This window comes from Advenella sp. S44 (assembly GCF_002810445.1).
Taxonomy (GTDB): domain Bacteria; phylum Pseudomonadota; class Gammaproteobacteria; order Burkholderiales; family Burkholderiaceae_B; genus Advenella.
This window is the reverse complement of record NZ_NEXS01000009.1, coordinates 43,498-66,717: the sequence shown is the minus strand read 5'-3', so window position 1 is coordinate 66,717 and position 23,220 is coordinate 43,498. Positions and strand designations below refer to the sequence as shown.

The window sequence follows — 23,220 nt, the reverse complement described above, 5'->3', positions numbered from 1 at the left end:
ACTGTTCGTTATTAATCATTGAATTTGGAGTAATCAACAATGTTTCAAAAGGTCCTGGTTTCAAACAGGGCAGCGATAGCTGCGCGCGTTTTGCGGACATTGCGCAAGATGGGGATACGGTCAGTGGCAATCTATTCCGAGGCCGATGCGTCATTGCCGTATCTGGCTCTGGCGGACGAAACTTACTGCATCGGACCGGCCGATCCTGCACACAGTTATATGAATCAGGACGCGATACTCAAGGTCCTGGAACAAAGTGGGGCCGATGCCGTTCATCCGGGCTACGGTTTTCTTTCAGAAAATGCAGCATTTGCCCGCAAAGTCATGCAGGCCGGCGTCACCTTCATCGGTCCCAGCCCACAGTGGATTGATGCGATGGGCCACAAGACCCGGGCGCGTGCGCTGATGCATGAGTTTGGCCTGGCAATGGCGGCCAGCTCTGGCTTGCTGACCGATGATGAAAATGAACAACGCACAGCCGCTGCCAAGATCGGCTATCCGGTCATGGTAAAGGCAGCCGCCGGAGGCGGTGGTATCGGCATGGCGGCGGTGCACAATGATGCGCAATTGCTCAAGGCGGTTGTTCAAACCAAAGCCATGGCGCTGCGCAGTTTCGGCAGTGCCGATCTGTACTTGGAGCGCATGATGGAACGACCCCGCCACATTGAGTTCCAGATTCTGGCGGACCGTTATGGCAATGCCTGCCATTTGTTCGAGCGTGATTGCTCGGTCCAGCGGCGGCATCAGAAAGTGATTGAGGAGTCGCCCGCTGCGCGAATACCCAGAGCGCTGATAAACGCCAAGGCCAGCGAGATTGTACAAGTGTTGCAGAACATGAAGTATGACGTGATTGGCACCGTCGAAACCTTATTGGATCAGCAGGAAAATTTTCAATTTTTGGAAACCAATACAAGAATCCAGGTTGAACATGCAGTGACCGAAGAAATTACAGGAGTTGACCTGGTTCAGGTGCAGATTCGGCTGGCCGCCGGTGAGCGTTTGTCCGAGGTCTTGCCTGAATCCGTCTCGATTCGCGGCCATGCGATCGAGGCGCGCATATACGCCGAAGATCCGGTCCGGTTTTTCCCGTCGCCCGGCACACTGCGGGCATTGTCTTTTCCCGCCGGTCGAGGCATCCGGGTGGAAACCGGTTTTGCTGCTGGCAATGTCATCACACCCTACTACGATCCGATGATCGCCAAGCTTATTGTGCATGCCGACAGCAGGGAAAAGGCAATTTGCAAGCTGCAGGAGGCATTGACTGCCACGGTGATCGAAGGCGTCAAAAATAACATCCCCTTCATACAGAAGGTGATCGGCAGCGCCCAGTTTAAGGCCGGAGACGTTGACACCGGTCTGACACAGCGCATACTTTCGAATTAATTTTGTCTATCAGGAGAATGAATATGTCAACCGAATTGATCTCGGAAGTGACAGGAACCGTGTGGAAAATCCTCGTTCAAGTGGGGGCCGGGGTAACACCCGATGAGCCTGTCCTTATCGTTGAATCCATGAAGATGGAAATCCCGGTCATGAGTGAAGAAGAGGGCGTGCTGCTGGCGCTTGATGTCAAGGAAGGGGATGCAGTGGAAGACGGCCAGGTGGTGGGTCAAGTCGGTAAAAGGAACGGCTGACATGAAAAAGGAAACAGCGGGTGCACAGACCGGGGCCGCGCCACTGACCGGCATCCGTGTCATTGAAATCTGCACCACTATCGCCGGCCCCGCCTGCGGTCGGCTACTCGCCGATTTTGGCGCAGACGTTATAAAAATTGAGCCGCCTGACGGCGACCCGGTGCGTCAGATGGGCAGCCATGTTGGCGAGGTGTCGCTCTATGGCGCCTCAATACTGCGAGGCAAAAGATCCATCGCGATGGACTTGAAGAGCGCAGAGGGTCAAAGGCTTGCCCAGGCCCTGATCGGCAAAGCCGATGTGGTGCTTGAAAACAATCGTCCTGGTGTCCTGGAGCGACTCGGACTGGGTTATGAGGCAATGTCCCGCCTCAATCCAGCCATTATCTACGCACGCATCAGTGGCTACGGGCAGACCGGTCCAAGCGCTCATTTGCCCGGTTACGGTGCGATTTGCGAGGCATTTGGAGGCGTGCGGCACATGACCGGAGATCCGGATCGTCCTCCGTCCCGGGTCGCGCTGGCCACCACAGATTATCTGACCGCTGTGTACACCGCATTCGGTATTCTGGCGGCGCTTCGCCATCGCGATGCATCGGGAGAAGGACAGGTTATTGACGCAGCGCTTTATGAATCGGCCTTTACGCAAATGGAGTCGCTGGTGCCGGCATTCGACAAGCTGGGCAAAGTGCCCATGCGTCAGGGGGCGAATCTTCCCTCCATGGCGCCCAACAGTTTGTACCCAACGGCAGGCGGCGGTTTCGTACTCATTGCGGCCAACAGCAATGCAACATTCGACAGGCTTGCCAGATTAATGAACCGGCCCGATTTTCTGGCTGATCCCCGCTATAGCACGATCCGGGCACGCGGACAGGCGGAAAATATGCGCTACATTGACTCTGAGGTAGCTGACTGGACACGGCAGCAGGACGGCCGTGCGCTTGAAAAGTCCCTGCAGGATGCCGGCGTGCCGGTCTCTCGTGTATTGACGATCGAGGATATTTTTGAAGAACCTCATTATCGGGCGTGCGACATGATTGCGCAGGTCGCACATCCTGAGCTAGGCAGTGTCAGTCAAATCGGCGTGACGCCCAAACTGAGCAAATCGCCGGGGCGTATTCGATGCACCGGTCCGGCGCTGGGAGAGGACACCCGCGATGTGCTTGGCACCGAACTGGGTATGAGCCCCGATGAAATCGATGTGCTGATCACTGCAGGCGTCGTGCACCATTCGAGCAGAAAGGGAGCCTGAGATATACAAGCAAAGGCCGGTTTGTATCGCGTGGTATTTATGGTAACGGAGAAGGAGAATTTATCAGCAGCAATGAAATCTTCGGACCGGTTGCGGTTTTATTTTTATGTAAGTTCGAATCAATCCAGGAGTGTGTTGTGTTGACCAATCATACAAACTGCGGGCTGGCTGCAGTGGTATGGGGACACCACATAAGTTACATCCATCAACTTGTATCGCGAATTGAAACAGGTCCGGTTTTTGTCAACAACTACTTTGCCGGCGGCGTCGAGAACTTGCTTGGTGGATATAAAGAAAGCGGGATTGGAAAGGGTATGTCGGCCAATTTGAATTATCAGCGCTTCAAGAACCTGGTCTTTGTGCTGGGTCCGGCGCAATGAGCGGGTCACAATATCCGCGTGAACTGATGAGCATCCACGGCAAAGTGCGTCTGTGGTCATGGACGATGCCCGGCGAGGCCGCCAGGCATCGACAAATCAGGACTGCGCAATACGTGCACGCAGCGCATTGATGCGGTGCTCAATGGGGGGGTGGGTAGAAAAAAGGGCTGCCACGCCGGCGCCGCCGCTAATGCCAGCCGATTCGAATTGCTTGGGCAGGTTGCCAGGGTTCAAGCCGCCCAGTCTGGCCAGCGCATTGATCATCGGAGAGGCTGAGCCAAGCATTTGCGCAGAGCCGGCATCGGCCCGGTATTCGCGCTGACGCGAGAACCATGCCACGATAATGGATGCCAAAACACCGAACACGATCTCACAGACCAGCACGGTAATGTAGTAGCCGGGGCCCACGCCGCGCTCATTACGGAAAATCGTGCGGTCGATGAAATACCCAACGACACGAGCCAGGAAAACCACAAACGTATTGACCACGCCCTGGATCAGGGTCAGGGTTACCATGTCGCCATTGGCGATGTGAGCTACTTCATGACCCAGCACGGCGGTCACTTCCTCTTCGCTCATGTTTTGCAGTAGGCCGGTAGATACGGCTACCAGTGAGTCGTTTTTAAAGGCACCGGTGGCAAACGCGTTGGGTTCGCCTTCGTAGATGGCTACTTCGGGACGGCCAATGCCGGCGCGATCAGCCAATTGGTGCACCGTGTCAACCAGCCACCATTCGTTCTGGTTGGCCGGCGCAGCCGGATCGATCACCTTTAGTCCCATGGACCATTTGGCCATCGGCTTGCTCATCAGCAGAGAGATGAAGGCACCCACGAAACCCACCACGGCAGAAAAGACCAATAGCTGGCCCATGTTAATACCATTGGCGTCCATGTAGCGGTTCACGCCCAACAGGTTCAGCGTAATGCCCAATACCACCATGACGGCGAGGTTGGTCATAAGGAAAAGAATAATGCGTTTCATGCAGCAGGTCCTTGTAGGAAGGGGTCAACCCGGATGACAGATGTGGAATCCGAAAGAGTCTGACATCGGGAGCTTAAAAATAACTGAATTAGGCCAGATCAATTATATAAGGGCTATGTTGTCCTTTTACAGTGTTGTTCGCAGTAGAATGTTATTTTATTTTCAAGCGATTTCCGGATTTAGCATGCAGGCACTGTGGATGTTGGTGGCTTCTCTCATGTTCGCCATCATGGGGGCGTCTGTGAAACTGGCGTCCGAACACGCAGCCTCGCTGCCGCTGGTCATCTTGTTCCGGGGCTTGCCATCAGTCGTGCTGCTCGTGCTTTGGGCGGTGTCAACACGAAAATCGCTCAAGCCCAAAAGTATACGGCTGCATCTTATGCGCAACGTTTTTGGCGTCGGCGCCATGTGGATGGCGTTTTACGGATACAGCGTACTGCCGCTGGCCACCAGCACTAGCCTGAACTATACCTCGCCGTTATTTATCGCTGGCTTTTTGCTGCTTTCGGGCAAAGCGGCCAACGATATGGTGCGCACGCTTGCAGTAGCCATCGGCTTTGCCGGGGTGTTGCTGATTCTGCGGCCGAGCATAACTGAAGATCAATGGTTTGCATGCGCGCTCGGACTGCTTGCCGGCGCATGTGGCGCGGTGGCCATGATGCAGGTGCGCCAGCTGGGGTCCATTGGTGAACCCATCTGGCGCACTGTCATGTTCTTTTCCATTTTTGTGACGAGCACCAGCCTGGTGGGCATCAAGGCGCATGGTATTGGCCAGCCAGACATGGTAGCGTGGGCTGCTTTGCTGGTCGTCGGACTGTCGGGGCTCTTTGGGCAATTGGCCCTGACACGTGCCTTCGGATCGGGCTCGCCGCTACTGTCGGCCGCACTTCAATACACCACAATTATCTTTTCGGCGTGCATCGGTATCCTAGTATGGAACAACGCGCCGGACGTGCTGGCATGGCTTGGCATGGGCATGGTGATTCTGGCTGGACTGCTTTCGGCATGGCGCACCTTGTCGCTTGCCGAAAGGCAAAAGAAAACGCTCATCAAAACCACCCCCTGAAGCGTGCAGGGCAAGCCACTTGCCCTGCACTTAAGCCATCAGTTTGTTATACCACTCATGAAAGTGCTGCATGCCGTCTTCCATGGGCGACTGGTAAGGTCCGGATTCGGACGTGCCGCGGTTGTATAGAGCCAGTCGGCCCGCATCCATGCGTTCGGCAATCTCATCGTCTTCGATCGCTGTTTCCATATATGCCGCCTGCTGGGCTTCAATGAAGTCGCGCTCGAACATAACGATTTCTTCAGGGTAGTAAAACTCAACCAGATTGATCGTTTTTTGCGGCCCCGCCGGGTAAAGGGTGGACAGAACCAGCGCATGCGGATAAAGCTCGATCATATGCGTGGGAAAGTAGGTGACCCACATCGCGCCAAAGTCAGGGGCTTGCCCCTGGCGGAATTTAAGTAATTCGTCATGCCATTTTTTGTAAACTTCCGAGCCTGGGTTGGCCAGTGCCTGATGCACGCCCACGCGTTGCAGACTGAAGGTGTCGGTAAAGTCCCAACTCAGGTCATCACAAGTGACAAAACTGCCCAGGCCCGGGTGAAATGGCGCGACATGGTAGTCTTCAAGATAGACTTCGATGAAGGTTTTCCAGTTGTAATTGCATTCATGCACGAGAGCGCGATCAAACACATAATCGGAAAAATCGAACTCGGGGCGGTTAAACAGCGGCGCCATATCGGTGGCCGGATTGCGCGGGCCCTCAAATAGCAGGCCGTTGCAGTTCTTTAGCGGAAATTGCTGCAGATTCTTGCAGGGGTTACTGTCAAATTGCGGCGCACCCAGCAGCGTGCCCTGATTGTCGTAGGTCCAACGGTGTAGCGGACAGACAATATTGCCGCCGGTGCTGCGCAAATTGCCATGATTGTTTGTCGTGCTGGTCACGTCGCCGGCCTGCCCACCCAGCATGATAGCCTGCCTGTGCCGACAGACATTTGACATAAGGCTGATCGTGTCACCATTGCGCACCAGCACGCGGCCGGCCTGTTCATGCGCCAGTGTGCGCCAGTCTCCGGATTCGGGCACCAGTTTTTCATGTCCGACGTACAGCGCCGAGGCATCGAAGATGCGGGCCTGCTCCTTTTTAAAGATATCGTCGTCAAAGTAGACGTCGACTGGTAGCTGAGTCGACGCCGGTGATACATGTGCCAGTTTGGCAATATCAGACATGAAATGCCCCCCGAGGAAAACAAATGCCGCCTCACCAAGGGTCATGAGCCGGCATCAAGTGTGTAAAAAATGAAAAAGGAGGGTAATTTTAAAGAAAATCAATACCTTAGTCAAGAAAAATGGGCTAGGCAAATACCGCAATATTTGCCGGTCTGGGCGGCACGAATCGAGTTTGAGGCGAAAGTCGTAAATCTGCAACCGCAGCTGCCGCTGATTTCGTACAATGAGCAAATTGCACAACTGAAAGCATTGGAGACTGGTTTTGACCGTGAACGCAAAAACCGACACTGTGGCACTGCCCGATCAGTTCGAGGCGGCGCTGGGCGAGCTCGAGTCGATCGTGACGCAAATGGAAGACAACAGCATGTCGCTGGAGGATTCCATTGCTGCATACGAAAGAGGTGTCCGTCTGGCGCGGGTGTGTCAGGACAAGCTGGATGCCGCAGAGCAACAGATCAGTGTGCTTCGCAACAATATGCTGGTTCCCCTGGCTGAAACAGGAACGCCGGAATCATGAATGCCCGGGTCGTTCCGTTTCAGGACTGGTTGCCAGCCTGTATCGATAAGGTCGAGGGCTCGCTTGACAACGCGTTACCGCCAGCAGATGAATCGCCTGCGAAGCTGCATGAGGCCATGCGATATGCTGCACTTGGCGGCGGCAAGCGTTTGCGGGCGGCGCTGGTATATGCCGCCGGACAGGCAAGCGCCCAGCAAAATGCACTACCTTCGGCGCTGGAGCACACCTTGTCCCGGGCGGCTGCCGCCGTCGAACTGATTCATGCGTATTCGCTGATTCACGACGATCTGCCGTGTATGGATGATGACGTACTGCGGCGTGGCAAGCCTACGGTTCATATTCAGTTCGACGAGGCGACGGCAATGCTGGCAGGTGATGCCCTGCAGCCGCTGGCTTTTGCGCAACTGGCCCAGATGCCGGTCGCGCCCGCGCTTGTCGTTCAGGCGGTCAATGTGCTGGCACAGGCTGCCGGCAGTCAGGGCATGGTGGGTGGACAAGCCATTGATCTGGCTAGCGTCAGCATACGCCTGGATCCCGAACAGTTGCAGCATATGCATCGGCTCAAAACCGGTGCCCTGATTGAAGCCAGTGTTCAGTTGGGGGCAATCGTTACCGCTGCCAATTCCGACATCCGGATGGCGCTGGAAAACTATGGTTCGGCCATCGGCCTGGCGTTTCAGGTGGTTGACGACATACTCGATGTCACTGCTGATCAGCAGGCGCTGGGTAAAACGCCGGGCAAAGATGCGGCTGACAACAAACCCACGTACGTGTCGGTGATGGGGCTGGCGCAATCCAGGGACTTTGCCCAGCAGCTGTATGAGGCGTCGCTGGACGCCATCAAGCCCCTGGGCGAACCGGCCTGTCGCTTGCGGGAGCTGGCTGACCTGATTATCCATCGAAAATCCTGATTGCCCGCTGATGTCAATCCGTGATTCATTCTGCCCGGCTTTTGCCCTTTGCAGTGCCGGGCGCCCAAGAAGATTTCATGACAAAGTTACTAGATACACTTGATTCACCCGCAGATGTGCGAAAACTGAGTCCGCAACAATTAAAGAGCGCGGCAACCGAGTTGCGTGCCTTCATCCTGGACTCGGTCTCGCGCACGGGTGGCCATCTGTCGTCCAACCTGGGTACCGTAGAACTGACACTGGCCATTCACTACGTTTTCAATACGCCGCATGACCGGGTGGTATGGGATGTCGGGCATCAGTCCTATCCCCACAAGATTCTGACAGGCAGGCGCGCCGATATGGGCGGGCTGCGCCAGTACGGCGGGATTTCGGGGTTTCCGCGTCGCAGCGAGTCAGAATACGATGCTTTCGGCACAGCTCATTCCTCAACGTCTATTTCGGCTGTGTTGGGTATGGCGGTTGCCTCCCGCAATTTGAATGTTGACCGCCAGCATATCGCCGTGATTGGCGATGGCTCCATGACCGCCGGTATGGCTTTCGAAGCGCTTAATAACGCTGGCGTGACGCCCGGCGTCAATGTGCTGGTGATTCTGAACGACAACGATATGTCGATTTCGCCCCCGGTAGGTGCGCTCAATCGGTATCTGGCGCGCTTGCTGTCGGGCGGCCTGTATCGTGACGCAAAAAATGTGGGTCGTGCCGTGCTCGAGCATATGCCGGCGCCCATGCTGGACATCGCCCGGCGGGTCAAGGGGCATGCCAAGGGCATGATCAGCCCGGCCACGCTGTTTGAAGAACTCGGTTTCAATTATGTTGGTCCGATCGATGGCCATGATATGGAGTCGCTGGTTCCGACCCTTCAGAACTTGCGGGAATTGGGCGGCCTACAGTTTTTGCATGTTATAACCAAAAAAGGTCAGGGTTATAAACTGGCCGAAGCCGATCCGGTGCTTTATCATGGACCGGGTAAATTTGATCCGGAATTGGGCATCCAGAAGCCGGCTAAGCCAGGCAAGCGGACATTTACCCAGGTCTTTGGCGCCTGGCTTTGCGATATGGCCGAGCAGGACTCGCGTCTGGTCGGGATAACGCCTGCCATGCGCGAAGGCAGCGGTCTGGTCGAGTTTGAAAAACGTTTTCCGCAACGCTATTTTGATGTAGGTATTGCCGAGCAGCATTCGGTCACGTTCGCGGCCGGCATCGCCTGTGAAGGGCTCAAGCCGGTACTGGCCATTTATTCCACGTTCCTGCAGCGCGGTTATGATCAGTTTATTCACGACGTGGCCCTGCAGAACCTGGACGTTACCTTTGCGCTTGATCGCGCCGGTCTGGTAGGTGCTGACGGCGCAACACATGCCGGCAATTACGATATCGCGTTTTTGCGTTGCGTGCCCAATATGGTTATTGCCACGCCTTCCGATGAAAACGAGACTCGCTTGCTGTTATCCACTTGTTATCAGCATGTCGGTCCGGCTTCTGTCAGGTATCCGCGAGGCAGTGGAGTCGGCGCGCAGGTTGAATCCACGCTGGATGCCGTGGAACTGGGCAAGGCCGTTGTGCGTCGTCAGGGTCAAAAGCTGGCCATACTGGCTTTCGGGCCCTTATTGCATGCTGCGGCGCCCGTCGCAGAAAAGCTGAATGCGACGCTGGTGGACATGCGGTTTGTCAAGCCACTGGATGAGACCTTGTTGCTGTCGTTGATGGCATCGCACCAGCAACTGGTCACCGTGGAAGAGGGCGCCATCATGGGTGGCGCAGGCAGTGCAGTGGCCGAGCTGATGCACGCAAATGGCCTGTGTTGTGATTTATTGCAGTTGGGATTGCCGGACGTCTTTATCGATCATGGCGATCAGGCAGGGTTACTGGCCAGTGTCGGACTGGATGCAGCAGGAATAGAGCAGGCGATTACCCGGCGTTTCGGATCGTCACCTGCTGATAAATAATATAGAGCGAATAAATGAATTCTCAAATTGAACCATCGGTGCTCATGCCCGATGTGCAAAGTACGCTGGATGAGCGTCATATCACCATACAGCGTGTGGGTATCCGGCAGGTCAAGCAGCCGATGCTGCTGCAACTGGCTGACGGTTCGGTCCAGGCAACTATTGCTGAATGGACTTTTACCGTTATGCTGCCGGCGCATGAAAAAGGCACACATATGTCCCGTTTCATGGCGTTGCTCAACACCTGGCGCAACCGCCCCATGACAGCCGAGACGTTCCGGGCCATGGCGCTGGAGATGTTGCCGCTGCTGCATGCCGAAAAGGGTGATATCACGGCGACATTCCCTTATTTCATCAATAAGAAGGCGCCGGTATCGGGTGTGGAAAGCCTGATGGATTATCAGGTTACCTGGGTGGCCAAAGCGCAGAAGGACCAGGCGGTTGTGGAACAGACGGTGCTGGTGCCCGTCATGAGCCTGTGCCCATGCTCCAAGGCAATTTCCGAATATGGGGCGCACAACCAGCGTTCTCATGTGACCGTCAGCCTGATCGCACAGCAACACTACGAACTGGACGATCTGATCCGGCGTATCGAAGCGCAGGGCTCCTGCGAACTGTGGGGCTTGCTCAAGCGCACCGATGAAAAATATGTGACCGAAAGATCTTATGATAATCCGAAGTTTGTTGAAGACCTGGTGCGCGATGTCGCGGCGGTGTTCCAGAAGCTGCCTGGCGTAGTCAGTTATCGCGTCGAGGCCGAAAATTTCGAATCCATTCATAACCACAGCGCATACGCGGTGGTAGAAGGCTAAAAAAGGCAAGGTCCGGGCGGGCAGGTTGTCAAGCCGGGCATGATCAAGCTGCAACAGCAGGCCGCAAACCTGCTCGCCCAAAAAAGTAGTGGTAAATCAGCATCTTGCCTTGAAAAAAGGCCACAAATCGTGGTTTTTCTGATTATTTCGTGTTATAGTCTACGGTTTCTTGCTCGCCCCGGTATGGGGCTGCGGGTGTGCTGGGCAACGTTGGTCATTAAAAGAATGACCATATCGCTTTCATACCGTCTACGCAGCCAGTGGTGCCGGCGGGCTGCCCCCCGCGATCTGATGTCTGGTTTTGCTGTGGCTGCAAAGTGCAGTCAGGTTCAATTGCAAACGCCATGTCGCGGACATTCCACAAGGAGTTATCTATGCGTCACTACGAAGTAGTGTTTATTGTTCACCCTGATCAGAGCGAGCAAGTGCCCGCCATGATCGAACGTTACCAGGCAACGGTAACAGGCGACGGTGGTACTGTACACCGTCTCGAAGACTGGGGTCGTCGCCAACTGGCTTACCCAATCCAGAAACTGGTCAAAGCTCACTATGTCTGCATGAATATCGAATGCTCACAAGCTGCATTGGATGAGCTTGAGCATGCGTTCCGCTATAACGACGCTGTACTGCGCCACCTGGTTATCAAGGCCACCAAGGCTCACACCGGTGCGTCAGTCATGATGAAATCTGTAGAGCGTGAAGAAGCCCGCAAGGCAACCACCGAGCAGACATCAGAACAGGAAAACGCGGGTTAATGGCGCGCTGCGCCAGGCATCAACATGAACCAGCTTAGCCTGCAGGCCCGCATATTGGAAATGGGCGCCCTCAGGCATACACCGGCAGGTTTGCCGGTACTGGATCTGATCCTGACGCATGAGTCCGAAGTGATTGAAGCCGGCCTGCCGCGACACGTTCAAATGACGATTCCGGCAAAGGCCATTGGCCAATGGGGTCAGAAGCTGGCCTCGCTGCCACTGGGAGCTGAAATGCGCGTACGCGGGTTTCTGGCACCCACAAGGAAAAACTCCAGCAGGCTGGTGCTGCATATCCAGCAGGCTGAATTTCCCGGCAGATCGAAAACAACGGACACGCCGCCTACACCAGGCATTCCCGCATAACGGACAGAGCGGTACGCTCACTATTGAAATTCAGAGGGCCCGGCCCTCGCAAACATAAAAGGCAATATCATGGCTTTCATGAAAAAAGGCAAGGATAAACGCAGTAAGTTTCCTCAGCAAAATCCATTGTTCAAACGCCGCAAGTTCTGCCGCTTTACGGCAGCCGGCGTTGAAGAAATCGATTATAAAGATATCGACACCCTGCGCGATTTCGTCACTGAAACAGGAAAAATCATTCCTGCACGTCTGACAGGTACCAAAGCGCACTACCAGCGTCAGCTGGATACTGCCATCAAGCGTGCGCGCTTTCTGGCTCTGTTGCCGTACACAGATAACCACAACTAATTCAGGAAATCCATCATGCAAGTTATTCTTCTCGAGAAAATTGTCAATGTCGGCAACCTGGGTGAAGTGGTTCGCGTCAAAGACGGTTATGCGCGCAACTTTCTGATCCCTCAGAAAAAAGCCCGCCGTGCAACACAAGCTGCAATCGCCGAATTTGAAGCCCGTCGCGCCGAGCTGGAAAAAATCCAGGCAGAAAAACTGGCTGCTGCCCAGGCTCAGGCTGAAAAACTGAACGGCTACAAACTGCAGATCGGCCAGAAGGCTGGTGTGGACGGTCGTCTGTTTGGTTCTGTTACCAATATGGACATCGCTGCTGGCCTGCGGGCAGCTGGTTTCGAAGGCGTTGAAAAAAGCCAGGTTCGCCTGACTGACGGTGCCTTCAAAGCCGTTGGCGAATACCCGGTGCAGGTCTATTTGCACGCTGACGTGGTGTCTGACATCACTGTCAATGTCGTGGGCGAAATGGCGTAATCCATTGCACGTTCACTGCGATAGCAGTACCACAAAGAGCCGGTTAATCCGGCTCTTTGTATTTGCGGGCCTGCCTCACGCCCTGGCGGTTAACTGCGTATAATGACATCTTTGTCTGGTTGTTATGTGCCGGTTTTGCCGCGGCTTACTCAACATCCGATTGTCATATTTCCTATTTCCCGGTTCTCCCTGCCATGAATGCTCCTGATCCTCAACTGGATTCCCTGCGTCTGCCACCTCATTCGGTTGAAGCCGAACAGTCTGTGCTAGGCGGGTTGCTCATAGACAATGCGCAACTGGAAAATATCAGCGGTATGCTCAACGAAGACGATTTCTATCGTCATGATCATCGGCTGGTATTTCACCACATCGCAAAACTGATCAACCTGGATCGCCCGGCTGATGTCATTACGGTGCACGAGTCGCTGGTGCTCGAGAGTAAGTCCGATGAAATTGGCGGGCTGGCCTATCTGGATGCGCTCACGCGCAACACGCCGTCTGCCGCCAACATTATTCGCTATGCCGAGATTGTTCGCGAGCGGGCTATTTTGCGCAAGCTGGTTACCTTTGCCGATGAAATCGCCTCCGAGGCGCTCAATCCCAAGGGCAAGGAAGCGCGCCAGTTACTGGACGAGGCCGAGACACGCATCTTGCAAGTATCGGAAGGCTCTTCTTCCGGAAGCGAATTCAAGGAAGTGGGCGATTTGCTGGTCGATGTGCTCAAGCGCATTGAGGAGCTGGGGGAGGGCAATCACGGCGATGTGTCGGGCATTCCAACCGGATTTGTCGATCTGGACCGCAAGACCACGGGGCTACATCCCGGACAGCTGGTTATCGTGGCAGGTCGGCCGGCCATGGGTAAAACGTCGTTTTCCATGAACATTGCCGAACATGTGGCCATTGACGAGGGGCTGCCTGTAGCGGTGTTTTCCATGGAAATGGAAGCCACGCAGCTGGCAGCGCGTATGATTGGCTCCATTGGCAAGCTGGATCAGCAACGCATGCGAACCGGCAGGCTACTGGACGAAGACTGGCCCAAGCTGACCCACGCCATGCAGTTGTTGCAGGAGGCGCAAATCTATATTGACGAGTCGCCGGCGCTCAGTCCGCTGGTGCTGCGTTCACGTGCGCGCCGTTTAAAGCGCAAGTGCGGCAAGCTGGGTCTGATCGTGGTCGACTACCTGCAGCTGATGTCGGGCAATGCGCTGTCAAAAAACGATAATCGTACCGCGGAAATCTCCGAGATCAGCCGCTCGCTCAAGACGCTGGCCAAGGAAATGGAATGCCCGGTGATTGCGCTGTCACAGTTAAATCGGGGTCTGGAACAACGGACCAACAAGCGGCCCATCATGAGTGACCTGCGCGAATCGGGTGCGATCGAGCAGGATGCTGACTTGATTTTATTTATTTATCGAGATGAAGTCTATCACCCTGATACACAGGACAAGGGCTCGGCCGAAGTCATTATTGGCAAGCAGCGTGCAGGCCCTATCGGTACGGTCAGGCTGACATTTGCCGGCGAATTTACCAAGTTCATGAACTATGCCGGTCCGGGCGACAGTTTTATTGCTGAATAACGGCGGGATGCATTATCTGCCATAGCTAAATAGCCGGCGGCCAATCGTGTTTCCAGCGTGTCGCCCGCCGCAAAGAATGCGTTAACGGTCAGCGCGATTTCCTGAGGAATGCCTAGCCCTGGCTATCGACAGGGATGTCGTCGGGGCGCGTGCTTATTCCGGCGGTAATAACCGCGCAGACCTGTGGCAAAGAATGCGTTACCGGTCAGCCCGGTTTCCTGAGCAACGCCTCGTCCTCGCTGTCGACAGGAATGTCTTCGGGGCGCTTGCTCAGTCTGGCGGCAATGACTGCGCAGACCATCAGCTGGATCTGGTGGAAAATCATCAGAGGCAAAACAATGGCGCCCACCGCCTGTCCCGCAAACAGCACCTGAGCCATGGGAAGGCCGCTGGCCAGACTCTTTTTCGATCCACAGAACACAAGTGTGATACGGTCTTCGAGGGAAAAGCCCATGAGCCGACCAATCAGCGATGTCAGAACCAGCACAACCGCCAGCAGCAGGACGCTGGCGACCACTACTGCAATAAGGGCAGCTATTGGTGTTTCGTGCCAGAGCCCTTCATTGACCGCTTCGGAAAAGGCAACATACACCACCAGCAGAATCGAACCCTGATCCACAAATTTCATCAGCGAGCCATGCCTGCCGATAAACGCGGACGTCCATGGGCGGCTGAAATGTCCAAGCGCAAAGGGAACTAGCAACTGCAGGGTGATTAGCCATATGGCCTCAAGCGCATGCTGGGGATCTGCCGTCGCGTTGCTATCGGTAATCAGTAAATTAACCAGCATGGGTGTGATGAAAATGCCCAGTATGCTGGAGGACGAAGCGCTGCATACCGCTGCGGGAATATTGCCGCGCGCGATGGAGGTAAAGGCGATGGCTGACTGCACGGTTGCCGGCAAGACGCACAGGTATAGCACGCCCTTGTACAAATCTGGCGTTAACATAGGTTCAAGCACCGGCCGCAGCACAATGCCCAGCAGCGGAAAAAGAATGAATGTGCAGGAAAAAATGACCAGGTGCAGTCGCCAGTGCGTCGCACCGGCAATAATGGCCTGACGCGACAGGCGTGAACCGTGCAGGAAAAACAGCAGCGCAATGGCCAGATTAGTGATCAGCTCTGCTATCGGCATCCCCTTGCCGTGGGCCGGTAATACAGATGCAATAATTACGGCGATAATCAGCAGCAGGGTGAAGCGATCTATTTTCAGAAAACGAAGCAGGGACTGGGACATTGCGGGGGTCTACGGTTAGGGGTTAAAGGGTTGCGCCTATTGTACTCAATCCTGCGTCCGATTCCGCACGCATCGGTAAGGCGTTGGGCGTAATCGCTTAGCATATCCCGTGATGTTACGGCACGGTTATAGCGGTATAAACGGTCTTGCCCGCGCCTGACTGTTTGTCGGCAGGACTGGATATGACTGGCTCACAGGCCGATTTGCGTCGGCAATCCGTAGCCTGCCGACTAACGCCTGGCATAAAGGAATGCACATTCGGTAAAATCACCTTAAACCTCAAGTGAGGTATTGGCCTGTCGTTAAAAAAGCCGAATACCTACACAAACAAGAAAAGGCGCCCCAGCAATATACCGAACCTAGTCCGCGCAGGGATCTGTCCGCCCCGAAAACCGGGACTTGTTAGAAAAGCAGGAATCTATTAAGAAACGGGGCTCGTTAGAAAAGTACGGATCCATTAAAAACACGGATCCATTTAAAAACAGGGACCGGTCAAAAAAGCCGGAGCCCATTAAAAAGCCGGTGGCTTATCTCATTTTGGAATGGTGCCACCGGCCTTTGCCTTCTGACAGGCCGAGTCAACTCACGCTAAAGCGCATCTGCGGCATAGTCGGCCAGGCGAGAGCGCTCGCCTTTTTGCAGCGTGATATGGCCCGAATGGGGCCAGCCCTTGAAGCGATCAACCACATAGGTCAGACCCGAACTGCCTTCGGTCAGGTACGGTGTATCGATTTGTGCGATATTTCCCAGGCAGATGATCTTGGTACCCGGTCCGGCCCGGGTGATCAGCGTTTTCATCTGCTTGGGCGTCAGGTTCTGCGCTTCGTCGATGATGAGGTATTTATTCAGGAAGGTTCGACCACGCATGAAGTTCAGCGATTTGATCTTGATATGCGATTTGACCACCTCCTTGCTGGCGCTACGATCCCACTCTCCGGATGAACCGTCGTTTTTGCTGCCGGTATTGAGAAACTCCAGGTTATCTTCAAGCGCTCCCATCCATGGCTGCATTTTCTCTTCTTCGGTGCCTGGCAGAAAGCCGATATCTTCGCCCACGGGTACTGTCACACGGGTCATGATGATCTCGGTATAGCGCTTGGTTTCGAGCACCTGGGTCAGGCCGCAGGCAAGGGCCAGCAGCGTTTTTCCGGTGCCCGCCTGGCCTAGCAGCGAAACAAAGTCAATGTCGGGATTCATCAGCAGGTTGAGCGCAAAATTTTGCTCTCGGTTGCGTGCGGTCACGCCCCAGACGTTGTTTTTCTTGTGCGTATAGTCGCGCAAGGTCGCCAGTACAGCTGTTTTTCCATTGACCTCGCGAACCTGCGCGTACAGTGGCGAGTCGCCTTCAAGATAGACAAACTGGTTGACGACAAAGTCGGCGCACAGCGGACCCTTGATCTTGTAGAAAGTGGTGCCGCCCTGTATCCAGGATTCAACATCTTTGCCATGCTTGGTCCAGAAGTTGTTTGGCAGCAACATGGCGCCTTCATACAGCAGGTCCGAATCTTCCAGCGAATGATCGTTCAGGTAATCTTCGGCTTCCAGTCCCAGCGCTCGCGCCTTAAGCCGCATATTGATGTCTTTGGACACCAGCACGATCTGACGTTGCGGCTGCTCGCGATGCAGGGTTTGAACGACACCCAGTATCATGTTGTCGGCCTTGCCATTGGGCAAATCTACCGGAAGGCGGCCTTCCATATTCTGCGTCTGAAACAGCAGGCGGCCGGTGGCGTCCTTGTGGCCCAGGGCGTTGAGTGCCATTCCCTTGAGAACGTCTTGCGTTTCTGCGACAAGCGCATCCAGCGATCGACTGACCTGCCGCGCGTTGCGAGCCACTTCCGTCATGCCTTTCTTATGATGGTCCAGCTCTTCCAGCGTCATCATGGGCAGGAAAATATCATGCTCTTCAAAGCGAAAGATCGACGTGGGATCATGCAACAGCACATTGGTATCAAGAACAAACAGTTTTGACAGCCCGTTGGTGCCGGCGGTATTTGCTGCCCGCACAGGTGCGCCGCGCGTACTACCCGACTTTCCCGAGACCGCAGAGGCGTCGCCGGTCTCTGCTTTGCGCGCAGTGGTCCGGCGAGCCCGGGTGCCGGCCTGCTCGCGTGTTTGAGGCTCGGGCGACGCCGCTTTGGCAACGTCGGCGAGCGCCTGCGGCGCTGTGCCGGTGGCCGGCACAGTGCTGCTGGCTGGTTCGGCCTGACTGGCATCCTGTTGGCCATAATCGGTTGCATTGGCCGCTTCGGTGCTTGCCACCGTACCGGTTGCATCTTGCTTGCGGCGCTTGCGTTCGCGGGGCGCCGTCGCTGCGGAGTCTTCCCTGGAGGCTTTTGGAACCGGCATTCCTGTCATGTCCAGGATGTCGGCAGGTTTGGCAGGCAGCTTTGGAAGTGGCATAGATAGTTTCTCACATGGCTGTTGTTCCACGCGCGGTTGCGCCATGGAAAGGGGTACCTCGCGGAGCCCGGTCGGGACTAATCCTGTTGTGCGGCATTCAGCGTGCGCACCGCGTCAAGGACGGCCTCAACATGACCGGGGACTTTGACTTTGCGCCATTCCTGCACAAGCTTGCCGCTGGCATCGATAAGAAAGGTGCTGCGCTCAATGCCGCGCACCTGCTTGCCGTACATATTCTTCATCTTGATAACGTCGTATTGTGTACACAGCGTTTCATCAGGATCGGATAGCAGGGCGAAGGTCACGTTCAGCTTTGTCGCAAAATTTTCGTGGCTTTTGAGCGAATCGCGCGACGCGCCCAGCACGACGGTATTTTCTTTTTCAAAGTCGCTTAGCGCATCCCGAAAACCCTGGGTCTCGGTTGTGCATCCCGGCGTGTTGTCCTTCGGATAAAAATACAGTACAACATTTTTGCCTTTCAGACCGGCCAGTGTAACCGGTCCCAGCTGGCTGTCAGCCTTGAAAGCGGGCGCTTTTTTACCAATTGTGGGGGGATTTGTCATTTTATTCTCCTTCGCTGAGCATCAACGCCACAGCAACATTGCGGCCTTCAGCCATCAGTACATTATAGGTGCGTGCCGCTGCCTTTGAGTCCATGGCTTCGACGCCAATTCGCGCGGCCAGTAGCGGCCCGGTCACGGCAGCGGGCAGAAAGTGCTGGCGCGAGCCAGTGCCTACGAGCAAAATTTCGGGTGTGTTCTTAAATTTGACGCTTGGGGCATCGTCTTCTAGAAAGTCGATGGCATCGCCTTGGACCTTACGCATATCTGCGGCCAGAATCAATTGATCTGTCGTGATATCGCTAACGGCTATCACGCCCCATTGGCGGATTGCGCCTTCAGGGCGAAATGCAATGGCGTGGGTGTATTTGACCTCGTTGACTTCGATAAATTGGTCCCCATAGCGGGTGACTGTATTAAGTGCTGTTGGCTGTTCTCGTTTCAGTTCCACAAAGACTCCTTGTGCGTTTATCTTATTCTAACTGTATTTCATATATGTGATAGTGGTACTCAGATATTTTGTACCATGTGCAAGCGCCTTGCCAGGCTGTGTTGCTTGCAGGCCCTGCGGGCGGGTGCGACCTCAGGATGAGCGCCCGGCATGCCGGGGCGCGCACCATCGCCCAAACCTTTCCTTTTTTGTACTGCAACGACAGCGCCATTGCAAATTTTTTGCGTGCATGGGCAAAATCGTTTGCCGTACGGTCTTATATAGGCTAGATTTACTGGTTTCATCCTAAATTTGTTCCTTCACTCCTTCCAGGTCCGTCATGAGAAACTTCCCACGTATAGAAAGGCTCCCCCCTTATGTGTTCAACATTACCGGCGAGCTGAAAATGGCGGCGCGCCGGCGTGGCGAGGATATTATCGATATGTCCATGGGCAATCCGGACGGTCCCACACCTAAGCATATCGTGGACAAAATGGTTGAGGCCACAATCCGTCCCGATACGCATGGCTATTCAGTATCCAAAGGCATTCCGCGCCTGCGCAAGGCAATTTCCGACTGGTATTCGCGCCGTTATAACGTCATTCTGGATCCGGACCGCGAAGCCATCGTGACCATCGGTTCCAAAGAGGGGCTGGCCCACCTGATGCTTGCAACGCTCGACAAGGGCGACACGGTGCTGGTGCCCAATCCCAGCTATCCGATACATATTTACGGCGCGGTGATCGCCGGCGCCAACATTCGTTCCATACCCATGAAAAAAGGGCTGGATTTTTTCGAGGAAATCGAGCGCGCCGTGCGCGAATCCATTCCCAAGCCGAAAATGATCATCCTTGGGTTTCCCAGCAATCCGACCGCGCAATGTGTCGACTTGCCGTTTTTCGAGCGGGTGGTTAAGCTGGCCAAAGAGCATGATATTCTAGTTGTGCATGACCTGGCCTATGCCGATATCACCTTTGACGGCTACCAGCCGCCGTCTATCATGCAGGTGCCGGGCGCCAAGGAAGTGGCCGTTGAGTTTTTCACGATGAGTAAAAGCTACAATATGGCAGGCTGGCGTGTGGGCTTCATGGTGGGCAATGCGGAGTTGGTCAATGCACTGGCCCGTATGAAAAGCTACCATGATTACGGTACGTTTACGCCCATCCAGGTGGCCTCCATTGCTGCGCTGGAAGGCCCACAGGAATGTGTGGCCGAGGTGGTCGCGCACTACAAGAATCGCCGCGATGTACTGGTCAAGGGTCTGCATGATGCCGGCTGGATGGTTGAAATCCCCAAGGCGGCCATGTACATCTGGGCCGAGATCCCCGAACCGTACAAGGCAATGGGATCACTGGAATTTTCCAAAAAACTGCTGGCCGATGCCAAGCTGGCGGTATCGCCGGGTATCGGTTTTGGCGACCTGGGCGACGACCATGTGCGCTTTGCCATGATCGAGAACGAACAACGCACGCGCCAGGCAATCAGAGGAATTAAAGAAATGTTCAAAAAAGACGGGTTCCTGAAAAAATGAATCCAATGAAGGTAGGTTTACTCGGTTTTGGGGTTGTGGGCAGTGGCACCTATGCGGTGTTGACGCGCAATGCAGAAGAAATTTCACGTCGCGCCGGGCGCCAGATTGTCGTGTCCAAAGTGGCAACGCGCACGCCTGCCAAGGCAGTGGCCGTATTCGGCGACAAAGTGCCTGTCAGCAACGATATGGCGGGGCTGGTGGCCGATCCCGAGGTGGATATTGTCGTGGAGTTGATCGGCGGCACGACACTGGCACGCGAGCTGGTGCTGGCTGCCATTGAAAACGGCAAGCATGTGGTAACGGCCAACAAGGCGCTGCTTGCCCTGCATGGCAATGAAATCTTCGCCCTGGCCAGCAAAAAAGGGGTCATGGTCGCGTTCGAAGCAGCGGTGGCAGGCGGCATTCCCATTATCAAGGCGATCCGCGAAGGGCTGACCGCCAATCGTATTCAATGGCTGGCCGGGATTATTAATGGCACCACCAATTTTATTTTGTCGCAAATGCGCGATCACGGCCTGCCGTACGAGACCGTGCTGGCACAGGCTCAGCAACTGGGCTATGCCGAGGCAGATCCGGCAGGCGATGTCAAAGGCATTGACGCCGCCCATAAACTGGCATTAATGGCGTCACTGGCGTTTGGTATTCCCATCCAGTTCAGCAAGGCGCATATTGAAGGCATTACCGAACTGGATCAGCAGGATATTGTCTATGCCGAAAGATTGGGCTATCGCATCAAGCTGCTTGGCATTTCGCGACGTCGCGACCAGGGCATTGAATTGCGCGTGCATCCGGCACTGGTGCCGGCCAAGCGGCTGATCGCCAATGTGGAAGGCGCGATGAATGCGGTCGTTGTCAACGGCGATGCGGTGGGCGATACGCTTTACTACGGCCCGGGCGCCGGCTCTGAAGCCACGGCTTCGGCCGTAGTTGCTGATCTGGTCGATGTGACCCGCTTGCATACGTCCGATCCCGGCAATCGGGTGCCTCATCTGGCCTTCCAGCCGGAAGCGCTGTCCGATACGCCGATCCTGAATATGGAAGATGTGCGTACCAGCTACTATTTGCGACTATCGGTGGAAGACCGTTCCGGCGTTCTTGCAGACCTGACGCGAATTCTTGCAGACCACCGGATCTCCATCAATTCCATGATGCAGGAGCAGGACGGTGAAAATCGCGCCATCATTATTTTCCTGACACACCAGGCGCGGGAAGGCGATGTCAATACCGCGATTAAGACCATAGAGGCCATGCCGTTCGTGCATTCGTCCATTACGCGTATCCGCCTGGAACATCTGGACTGACGGATCTGACCGGCACGATCGGCAAGCCAAGCGGTCGTGCCTTCACGTTTGCGGCGTGGGACGCCGCAATAACGGAGCAATAATGAAATACATTTCCACCCGCGGCGGTATGAGCCCGGTTTCATTTTCCGAAATCCTTCTGGAAGGTCTGGCGCGGGATGGAGGTCTGGCGGTGCCTGAAAGTATTCCTTCGGTCAGCGCCAAGCAGCTCGAACTGTGGCGTTCGCTGTCGTATGCCGAGCTGGCGACGGAAATACTGAGCCTGTACATTGATGACATTGCGCGTACCGATCTGGAACGCATTTGCAAGGCGGCCTATAACGAATCGGTCTTTTCCGGCAGCGAGATTGTTCCGCTCAAGCCGTTGAACAAATCCATGACGCTGGTTGGCTTGTCCGAGGGGCCGACACTGGCTTTCAAGGACCTGGCGATGCAGTTCCTGGGCCAGGTTTTCGAGTTTGTATTGGCGCGTGAAGGCCGCAAGCTGAACATTCTGGGCGCCACATCGGGCGACACCGGTTCTGCGGCAGAATACGCCATGCGTGGCAAACTGGGGGTATCCGTCTTCATGCTCTCACCGCATGGACGCATGAGCGCCTTTCAGCGTGCGCAAATGTATTCGCTAATGGATGAAAATATCCATAATATCTCGGTCAAGGGCGTATTCGATGATTGCCAGGATATCGTCAAGGCGCTGGCCGGCGATGTCTCGTTCAAGACAAACTATCATCTGGGCGCGGTCAACTCCATTAATTGGGCGCGTATTTGTGCGCAGATTGTGTACTATTTCTGGGCCTGGCTGCGCAGCACCGATGCTGCAGTCAATGACGGCGTCGACGTATCGGATCACAAGGTGTCGTTTACCGTGCCGTCTGGCAATTTCGGCAATATCTTATCCGGCCATTTCGCGCGCCGCATGGGCCTGCCTATCCATCGCCTGGTTCTGGCAACCAACGAGAATAATGTGCTGGAAGAGTTTTTCCGTACCGGTATTTATCGGCCCCGGGTCAGTGCGGAAACGTTGGCCACCTCCAGCCCGTCCATGGATATTTCCAAGGCCTCCAATTTCGAGCGTTTTGTGTTCGATGTGCTCGGGCGGGATGCCAAGCGTCTGGCCGCTACGTGGAAAAAGCTGGAGCAGGAGGGGGCATTTGATCTGTCTGCAGAAAAAGCCCGCTTTACCGAAGAGTTTGGCTTTGTCGGCGGCAGCAGCACGCATGCGGATCGTCTGAACACTATTGGCCAGGTGCAGCAGGAGTCTGGCATTCTGATTGATCCACACACGGCCGATGGCGTGAAAGTGGCTGGTCAGTTTGTCGAGGACGGCATTCCCATGTTGGTACTGGAGACCGCGTTACCTGTCAAATTCGGTGAGACAATTCTTGAGGCTACCGGCCAGCAAGTACCCGTTCCCGACCATCTGAAGGCACTGGCTGATATGCCGCAAAAAGTGGTCATTATGGACAACGACGTTGAAGCGATACGCGACTATATCAAGGCGCGCGCGCTATCCTGACTGCTGCGATGAGCGAGCTGCCGCCGTACCGGCGTTAGCAAGTAAAAAGGCCGATCCGATGGATC

23 protein-coding genes are annotated in these 23,220 nt (G+C 55.2%); 17 read left to right on the top strand and 6 right to left on the bottom strand.

Features of this window, described 5'->3' with window-relative positions; genetic code table 11:
- The first annotated feature begins 39 nt into the window (after positions 1-39).
- Genes CAP48_RS14155 through CAP48_RS14140 form a run of 4 tightly spaced genes read left to right on the top strand, consistent with a single transcriptional unit; the run spans position 40 to position 3,263 of the window.
- Positions 40-1,383 (top strand): acetyl/propionyl/methylcrotonyl-CoA carboxylase subunit alpha, encoded by a 1,344-nt coding sequence (locus CAP48_RS14155; RefSeq protein ID WP_100697835.1) that lies wholly within the window; start codon positions 40-42, stop codon positions 1,381-1,383.
- Positions 1,384-1,406: 23 nt separating this feature from the next.
- Complete coding sequence (locus tag CAP48_RS14150) at positions 1,407-1,634, top strand: acetyl-CoA carboxylase biotin carboxyl carrier protein subunit (RefSeq protein WP_153045708.1); 228 nt, start codon at positions 1,407-1,409, stop codon at positions 1,632-1,634.
- Position 1,635: 1 nt separating this feature from the next.
- Positions 1,636-2,883, top strand: coding sequence for a CaiB/BaiF CoA-transferase family protein (locus tag CAP48_RS14145; RefSeq protein WP_100697831.1), 1,248 nt, complete (start codon positions 1,636-1,638; stop codon positions 2,881-2,883).
- The gene (locus CAP48_RS14140; RefSeq protein WP_100697829.1) at positions 2,880-3,263 is read left to right on the top strand and encodes an aldehyde dehydrogenase family protein; all 384 of its coding nucleotides are present in this window, start codon (positions 2,880-2,882) and stop codon (positions 3,261-3,263) included. The genes CAP48_RS14145 and CAP48_RS14140 overlap by 4 nt, the downstream gene beginning before the upstream one ends.
- 96 nt (positions 3,264-3,359) lie before the next feature.
- Here the strand turns inward: CAP48_RS14140 and htpX are convergent, their stop codons facing one another.
- Positions 3,360-4,244, bottom strand: a complete 885-nt coding sequence (gene htpX / locus CAP48_RS14135) for a protease HtpX (RefSeq protein WP_100697827.1) — start codon at positions 4,242-4,244, stop codon at positions 3,360-3,362.
- A 184-nt stretch (positions 4,245-4,428) separates the two neighbouring features.
- Between htpX and CAP48_RS14130 the strand changes: the two genes are divergently transcribed.
- Positions 4,429-5,310: a DMT family transporter gene (locus tag CAP48_RS14130; RefSeq protein ID WP_192871339.1), complete on the top strand. Its 882-nt coding sequence runs from the start codon at positions 4,429-4,431 to the stop codon at positions 5,308-5,310.
- A 30-nt stretch (positions 5,311-5,340) separates the two neighbouring features.
- Here the strand turns inward: CAP48_RS14130 and CAP48_RS14125 are convergent, their stop codons facing one another.
- Positions 5,341-6,480, bottom strand: a complete 1,140-nt coding sequence (locus tag CAP48_RS14125; RefSeq protein WP_100698623.1) for an aromatic ring-hydroxylating dioxygenase subunit alpha — start codon at positions 6,478-6,480, stop codon at positions 5,341-5,343.
- 262 nt (positions 6,481-6,742) lie between these two features.
- Here CAP48_RS14125 and xseB point away from each other — a divergent pair, with 262 nt between their 5' ends.
- From xseB to dnaB, 9 genes are all read left to right on the top strand, one after another.
- On the top strand, positions 6,743-6,997 hold the full coding sequence (gene xseB / locus CAP48_RS14120) for an exodeoxyribonuclease VII small subunit (protein WP_100697823.1): 255 nt from the start codon (positions 6,743-6,745) through the stop codon (positions 6,995-6,997).
- Positions 6,994-7,908, top strand: a complete 915-nt coding sequence (locus CAP48_RS14115) for a polyprenyl synthetase family protein (protein ID WP_100697821.1) — start codon at positions 6,994-6,996, stop codon at positions 7,906-7,908. The genes xseB and CAP48_RS14115 overlap by 4 nt, the downstream gene beginning before the upstream one ends.
- 77 nt (positions 7,909-7,985) lie before the next feature.
- Positions 7,986-9,854, top strand: coding sequence for a 1-deoxy-D-xylulose-5-phosphate synthase (dxs, locus tag CAP48_RS14110; RefSeq protein ID WP_100697819.1), 1,869 nt, complete (start codon positions 7,986-7,988; stop codon positions 9,852-9,854).
- A gap of 14 nt (positions 9,855-9,868) precedes the next feature.
- The gene (gene folE2 / locus CAP48_RS14105; protein ID WP_100697817.1) at positions 9,869-10,666 is read left to right on the top strand and encodes a GTP cyclohydrolase FolE2; all 798 of its coding nucleotides are present in this window, start codon (positions 9,869-9,871) and stop codon (positions 10,664-10,666) included.
- A gap of 374 nt (positions 10,667-11,040) precedes the next feature.
- Positions 11,041-11,421: a 30S ribosomal protein S6 gene (rpsF, locus tag CAP48_RS14100; RefSeq protein ID WP_100697815.1), complete on the top strand. Its 381-nt coding sequence runs from the start codon at positions 11,041-11,043 to the stop codon at positions 11,419-11,421.
- Between the two features lie 24 nt (positions 11,422-11,445).
- A complete protein-coding gene (priB, locus tag CAP48_RS14095) occupies positions 11,446-11,784 on the top strand; it encodes a primosomal replication protein N (RefSeq protein WP_100697813.1) in 339 nt (112 codons plus the stop codon).
- A gap of 69 nt (positions 11,785-11,853) precedes the next feature.
- Positions 11,854-12,129 carry a 30S ribosomal protein S18 gene (gene rpsR / locus CAP48_RS14090; RefSeq protein ID WP_100697811.1) on the top strand — a complete coding sequence of 92 codons (276 nt, stop codon included), beginning with the start codon at positions 11,854-11,856 and terminating at the stop codon, positions 12,127-12,129.
- A gap of 15 nt (positions 12,130-12,144) precedes the next feature.
- Positions 12,145-12,600, top strand: a complete 456-nt coding sequence (rplI, locus tag CAP48_RS14085) for a 50S ribosomal protein L9 (RefSeq protein WP_100697809.1) — start codon at positions 12,145-12,147, stop codon at positions 12,598-12,600.
- 194 nt (positions 12,601-12,794) lie between these two features.
- The gene (gene dnaB, locus CAP48_RS14080) at positions 12,795-14,177 is read left to right on the top strand and encodes a replicative DNA helicase (RefSeq protein ID WP_100697807.1); all 1,383 of its coding nucleotides are present in this window, start codon (positions 12,795-12,797) and stop codon (positions 14,175-14,177) included.
- A gap of 205 nt (positions 14,178-14,382) precedes the next feature.
- On the opposite strand, the gene CAP48_RS14075 is transcribed toward dnaB, so the two are convergent.
- The 4 genes from CAP48_RS14075 to CAP48_RS14060 all read right to left on the bottom strand — a co-directional run bounded on the left by CAP48_RS14075 (position 14,383) and on the right by CAP48_RS14060 (position 18,828).
- The gene (locus CAP48_RS14075) at positions 14,383-15,414 is read right to left on the bottom strand and encodes a bile acid:sodium symporter family protein (protein ID WP_100697805.1); all 1,032 of its coding nucleotides are present in this window, start codon (positions 15,412-15,414) and stop codon (positions 14,383-14,385) included.
- Positions 15,415-16,002: 588 nt separating this feature from the next.
- Positions 16,003-17,817 (bottom strand): PhoH family protein, encoded by a 1,815-nt coding sequence (locus tag CAP48_RS14070; protein ID WP_100698621.1) that lies wholly within the window; start codon positions 17,815-17,817, stop codon positions 16,003-16,005.
- A 77-nt stretch (positions 17,818-17,894) separates the two neighbouring features.
- Complete coding sequence (locus CAP48_RS14065; RefSeq protein WP_100697804.1) at positions 17,895-18,380, bottom strand: peroxiredoxin; 486 nt, start codon at positions 18,378-18,380, stop codon at positions 17,895-17,897.
- A 1-nt stretch (position 18,381) separates the two neighbouring features.
- A complete protein-coding gene (locus CAP48_RS14060) occupies positions 18,382-18,828 on the bottom strand; it encodes an Mth938-like domain-containing protein (RefSeq protein ID WP_100697802.1) in 447 nt (148 codons plus the stop codon).
- Positions 18,829-19,147: 319 nt separating this feature from the next.
- Here CAP48_RS14060 and alaC point away from each other — a divergent pair, with 319 nt between their 5' ends.
- From alaC to thrC, 3 genes are all read left to right on the top strand, one after another.
- On the top strand, positions 19,148-20,338 hold the full coding sequence (alaC, locus tag CAP48_RS14055) for an alanine transaminase (RefSeq protein WP_100697800.1): 1,191 nt from the start codon (positions 19,148-19,150) through the stop codon (positions 20,336-20,338).
- Entirely contained in the window at positions 20,335-21,639 is a 1,305-nt protein-coding gene (locus CAP48_RS14050; protein WP_100697798.1) for a homoserine dehydrogenase, read from the top strand. Before alaC ends, CAP48_RS14050 begins: the two co-directional genes overlap by 4 nt.
- An 82-nt stretch (positions 21,640-21,721) precedes the next feature.
- The gene (thrC, locus tag CAP48_RS14045) at positions 21,722-23,155 is read left to right on the top strand and encodes a threonine synthase (RefSeq protein WP_100697796.1); all 1,434 of its coding nucleotides are present in this window, start codon (positions 21,722-21,724) and stop codon (positions 23,153-23,155) included.
- Positions 23,156-23,220: the final 65 nt, after the last annotated feature.

Excerpts from the sequence above, each read along its gene's own strand:
- priB (WP_100697813.1), top strand. The coding sequence starts at position 11,446 with ATGAACCAGCTTAGCCTGCAGGCCCGCATATTGGAAATGGGCGCCCTC.
- CAP48_RS14070 (WP_100698621.1), bottom strand. The coding sequence starts at position 17,817 with ATGCCACTTCCAAAGCTGCCTGCCAAACCTGCCGACATCCTGGACATG.
- CAP48_RS14125 (WP_100698623.1), bottom strand. The coding sequence starts at position 6,480 with ATGTCTGATATTGCCAAACTGGCACATGTATCACCGGCGTCGACTCAG.
- CAP48_RS14130 (WP_192871339.1), top strand. The coding sequence starts at position 4,429 with ATGCAGGCACTGTGGATGTTGGTGGCTTCTCTCATGTTCGCCATCATG.
- alaC (WP_100697800.1), top strand. The coding sequence starts at position 19,148 with ATGAGAAACTTCCCACGTATAGAAAGGCTCCCCCCTTATGTGTTCAAC.
- CAP48_RS14145 (WP_100697831.1), top strand. The coding sequence starts at position 1,636 with ATGAAAAAGGAAACAGCGGGTGCACAGACCGGGGCCGCGCCACTGACC.
- folE2 (WP_100697817.1), top strand. The coding sequence starts at position 9,869 with ATGAATTCTCAAATTGAACCATCGGTGCTCATGCCCGATGTGCAAAGT.
- dnaB (WP_100697807.1), top strand. The coding sequence starts at position 12,795 with ATGAATGCTCCTGATCCTCAACTGGATTCCCTGCGTCTGCCACCTCAT.
- CAP48_RS14115 (WP_100697821.1), top strand. The coding sequence starts at position 6,994 with ATGAATGCCCGGGTCGTTCCGTTTCAGGACTGGTTGCCAGCCTGTATC.
- rpsR (WP_100697811.1), top strand. The coding sequence starts at position 11,854 with ATGGCTTTCATGAAAAAAGGCAAGGATAAACGCAGTAAGTTTCCTCAG.
- rplI (WP_100697809.1), top strand. The coding sequence starts at position 12,145 with ATGCAAGTTATTCTTCTCGAGAAAATTGTCAATGTCGGCAACCTGGGT.
- thrC (WP_100697796.1), top strand. The coding sequence starts at position 21,722 with ATGAAATACATTTCCACCCGCGGCGGTATGAGCCCGGTTTCATTTTCC.
- CAP48_RS14050 (WP_100697798.1), top strand. The coding sequence starts at position 20,335 with ATGAATCCAATGAAGGTAGGTTTACTCGGTTTTGGGGTTGTGGGCAGT.
- htpX (WP_100697827.1), bottom strand. The coding sequence starts at position 4,244 with ATGAAACGCATTATTCTTTTCCTTATGACCAACCTCGCCGTCATGGTG.
- CAP48_RS14075 (WP_100697805.1), bottom strand. The coding sequence starts at position 15,414 with ATGTCCCAGTCCCTGCTTCGTTTTCTGAAAATAGATCGCTTCACCCTG.
- CAP48_RS14150 (WP_153045708.1), top strand. The coding sequence starts at position 1,407 with ATGTCAACCGAATTGATCTCGGAAGTGACAGGAACCGTGTGGAAAATC.
- CAP48_RS14155 (WP_100697835.1), top strand. The coding sequence starts at position 40 with ATGTTTCAAAAGGTCCTGGTTTCAAACAGGGCAGCGATAGCTGCGCGC.
- CAP48_RS14065 (WP_100697804.1), bottom strand. The coding sequence starts at position 18,380 with ATGACAAATCCCCCCACAATTGGTAAAAAAGCGCCCGCTTTCAAGGCT.
- dxs (WP_100697819.1), top strand. The coding sequence starts at position 7,986 with ATGACAAAGTTACTAGATACACTTGATTCACCCGCAGATGTGCGAAAA.
- rpsF (WP_100697815.1), top strand. The coding sequence starts at position 11,041 with ATGCGTCACTACGAAGTAGTGTTTATTGTTCACCCTGATCAGAGCGAG.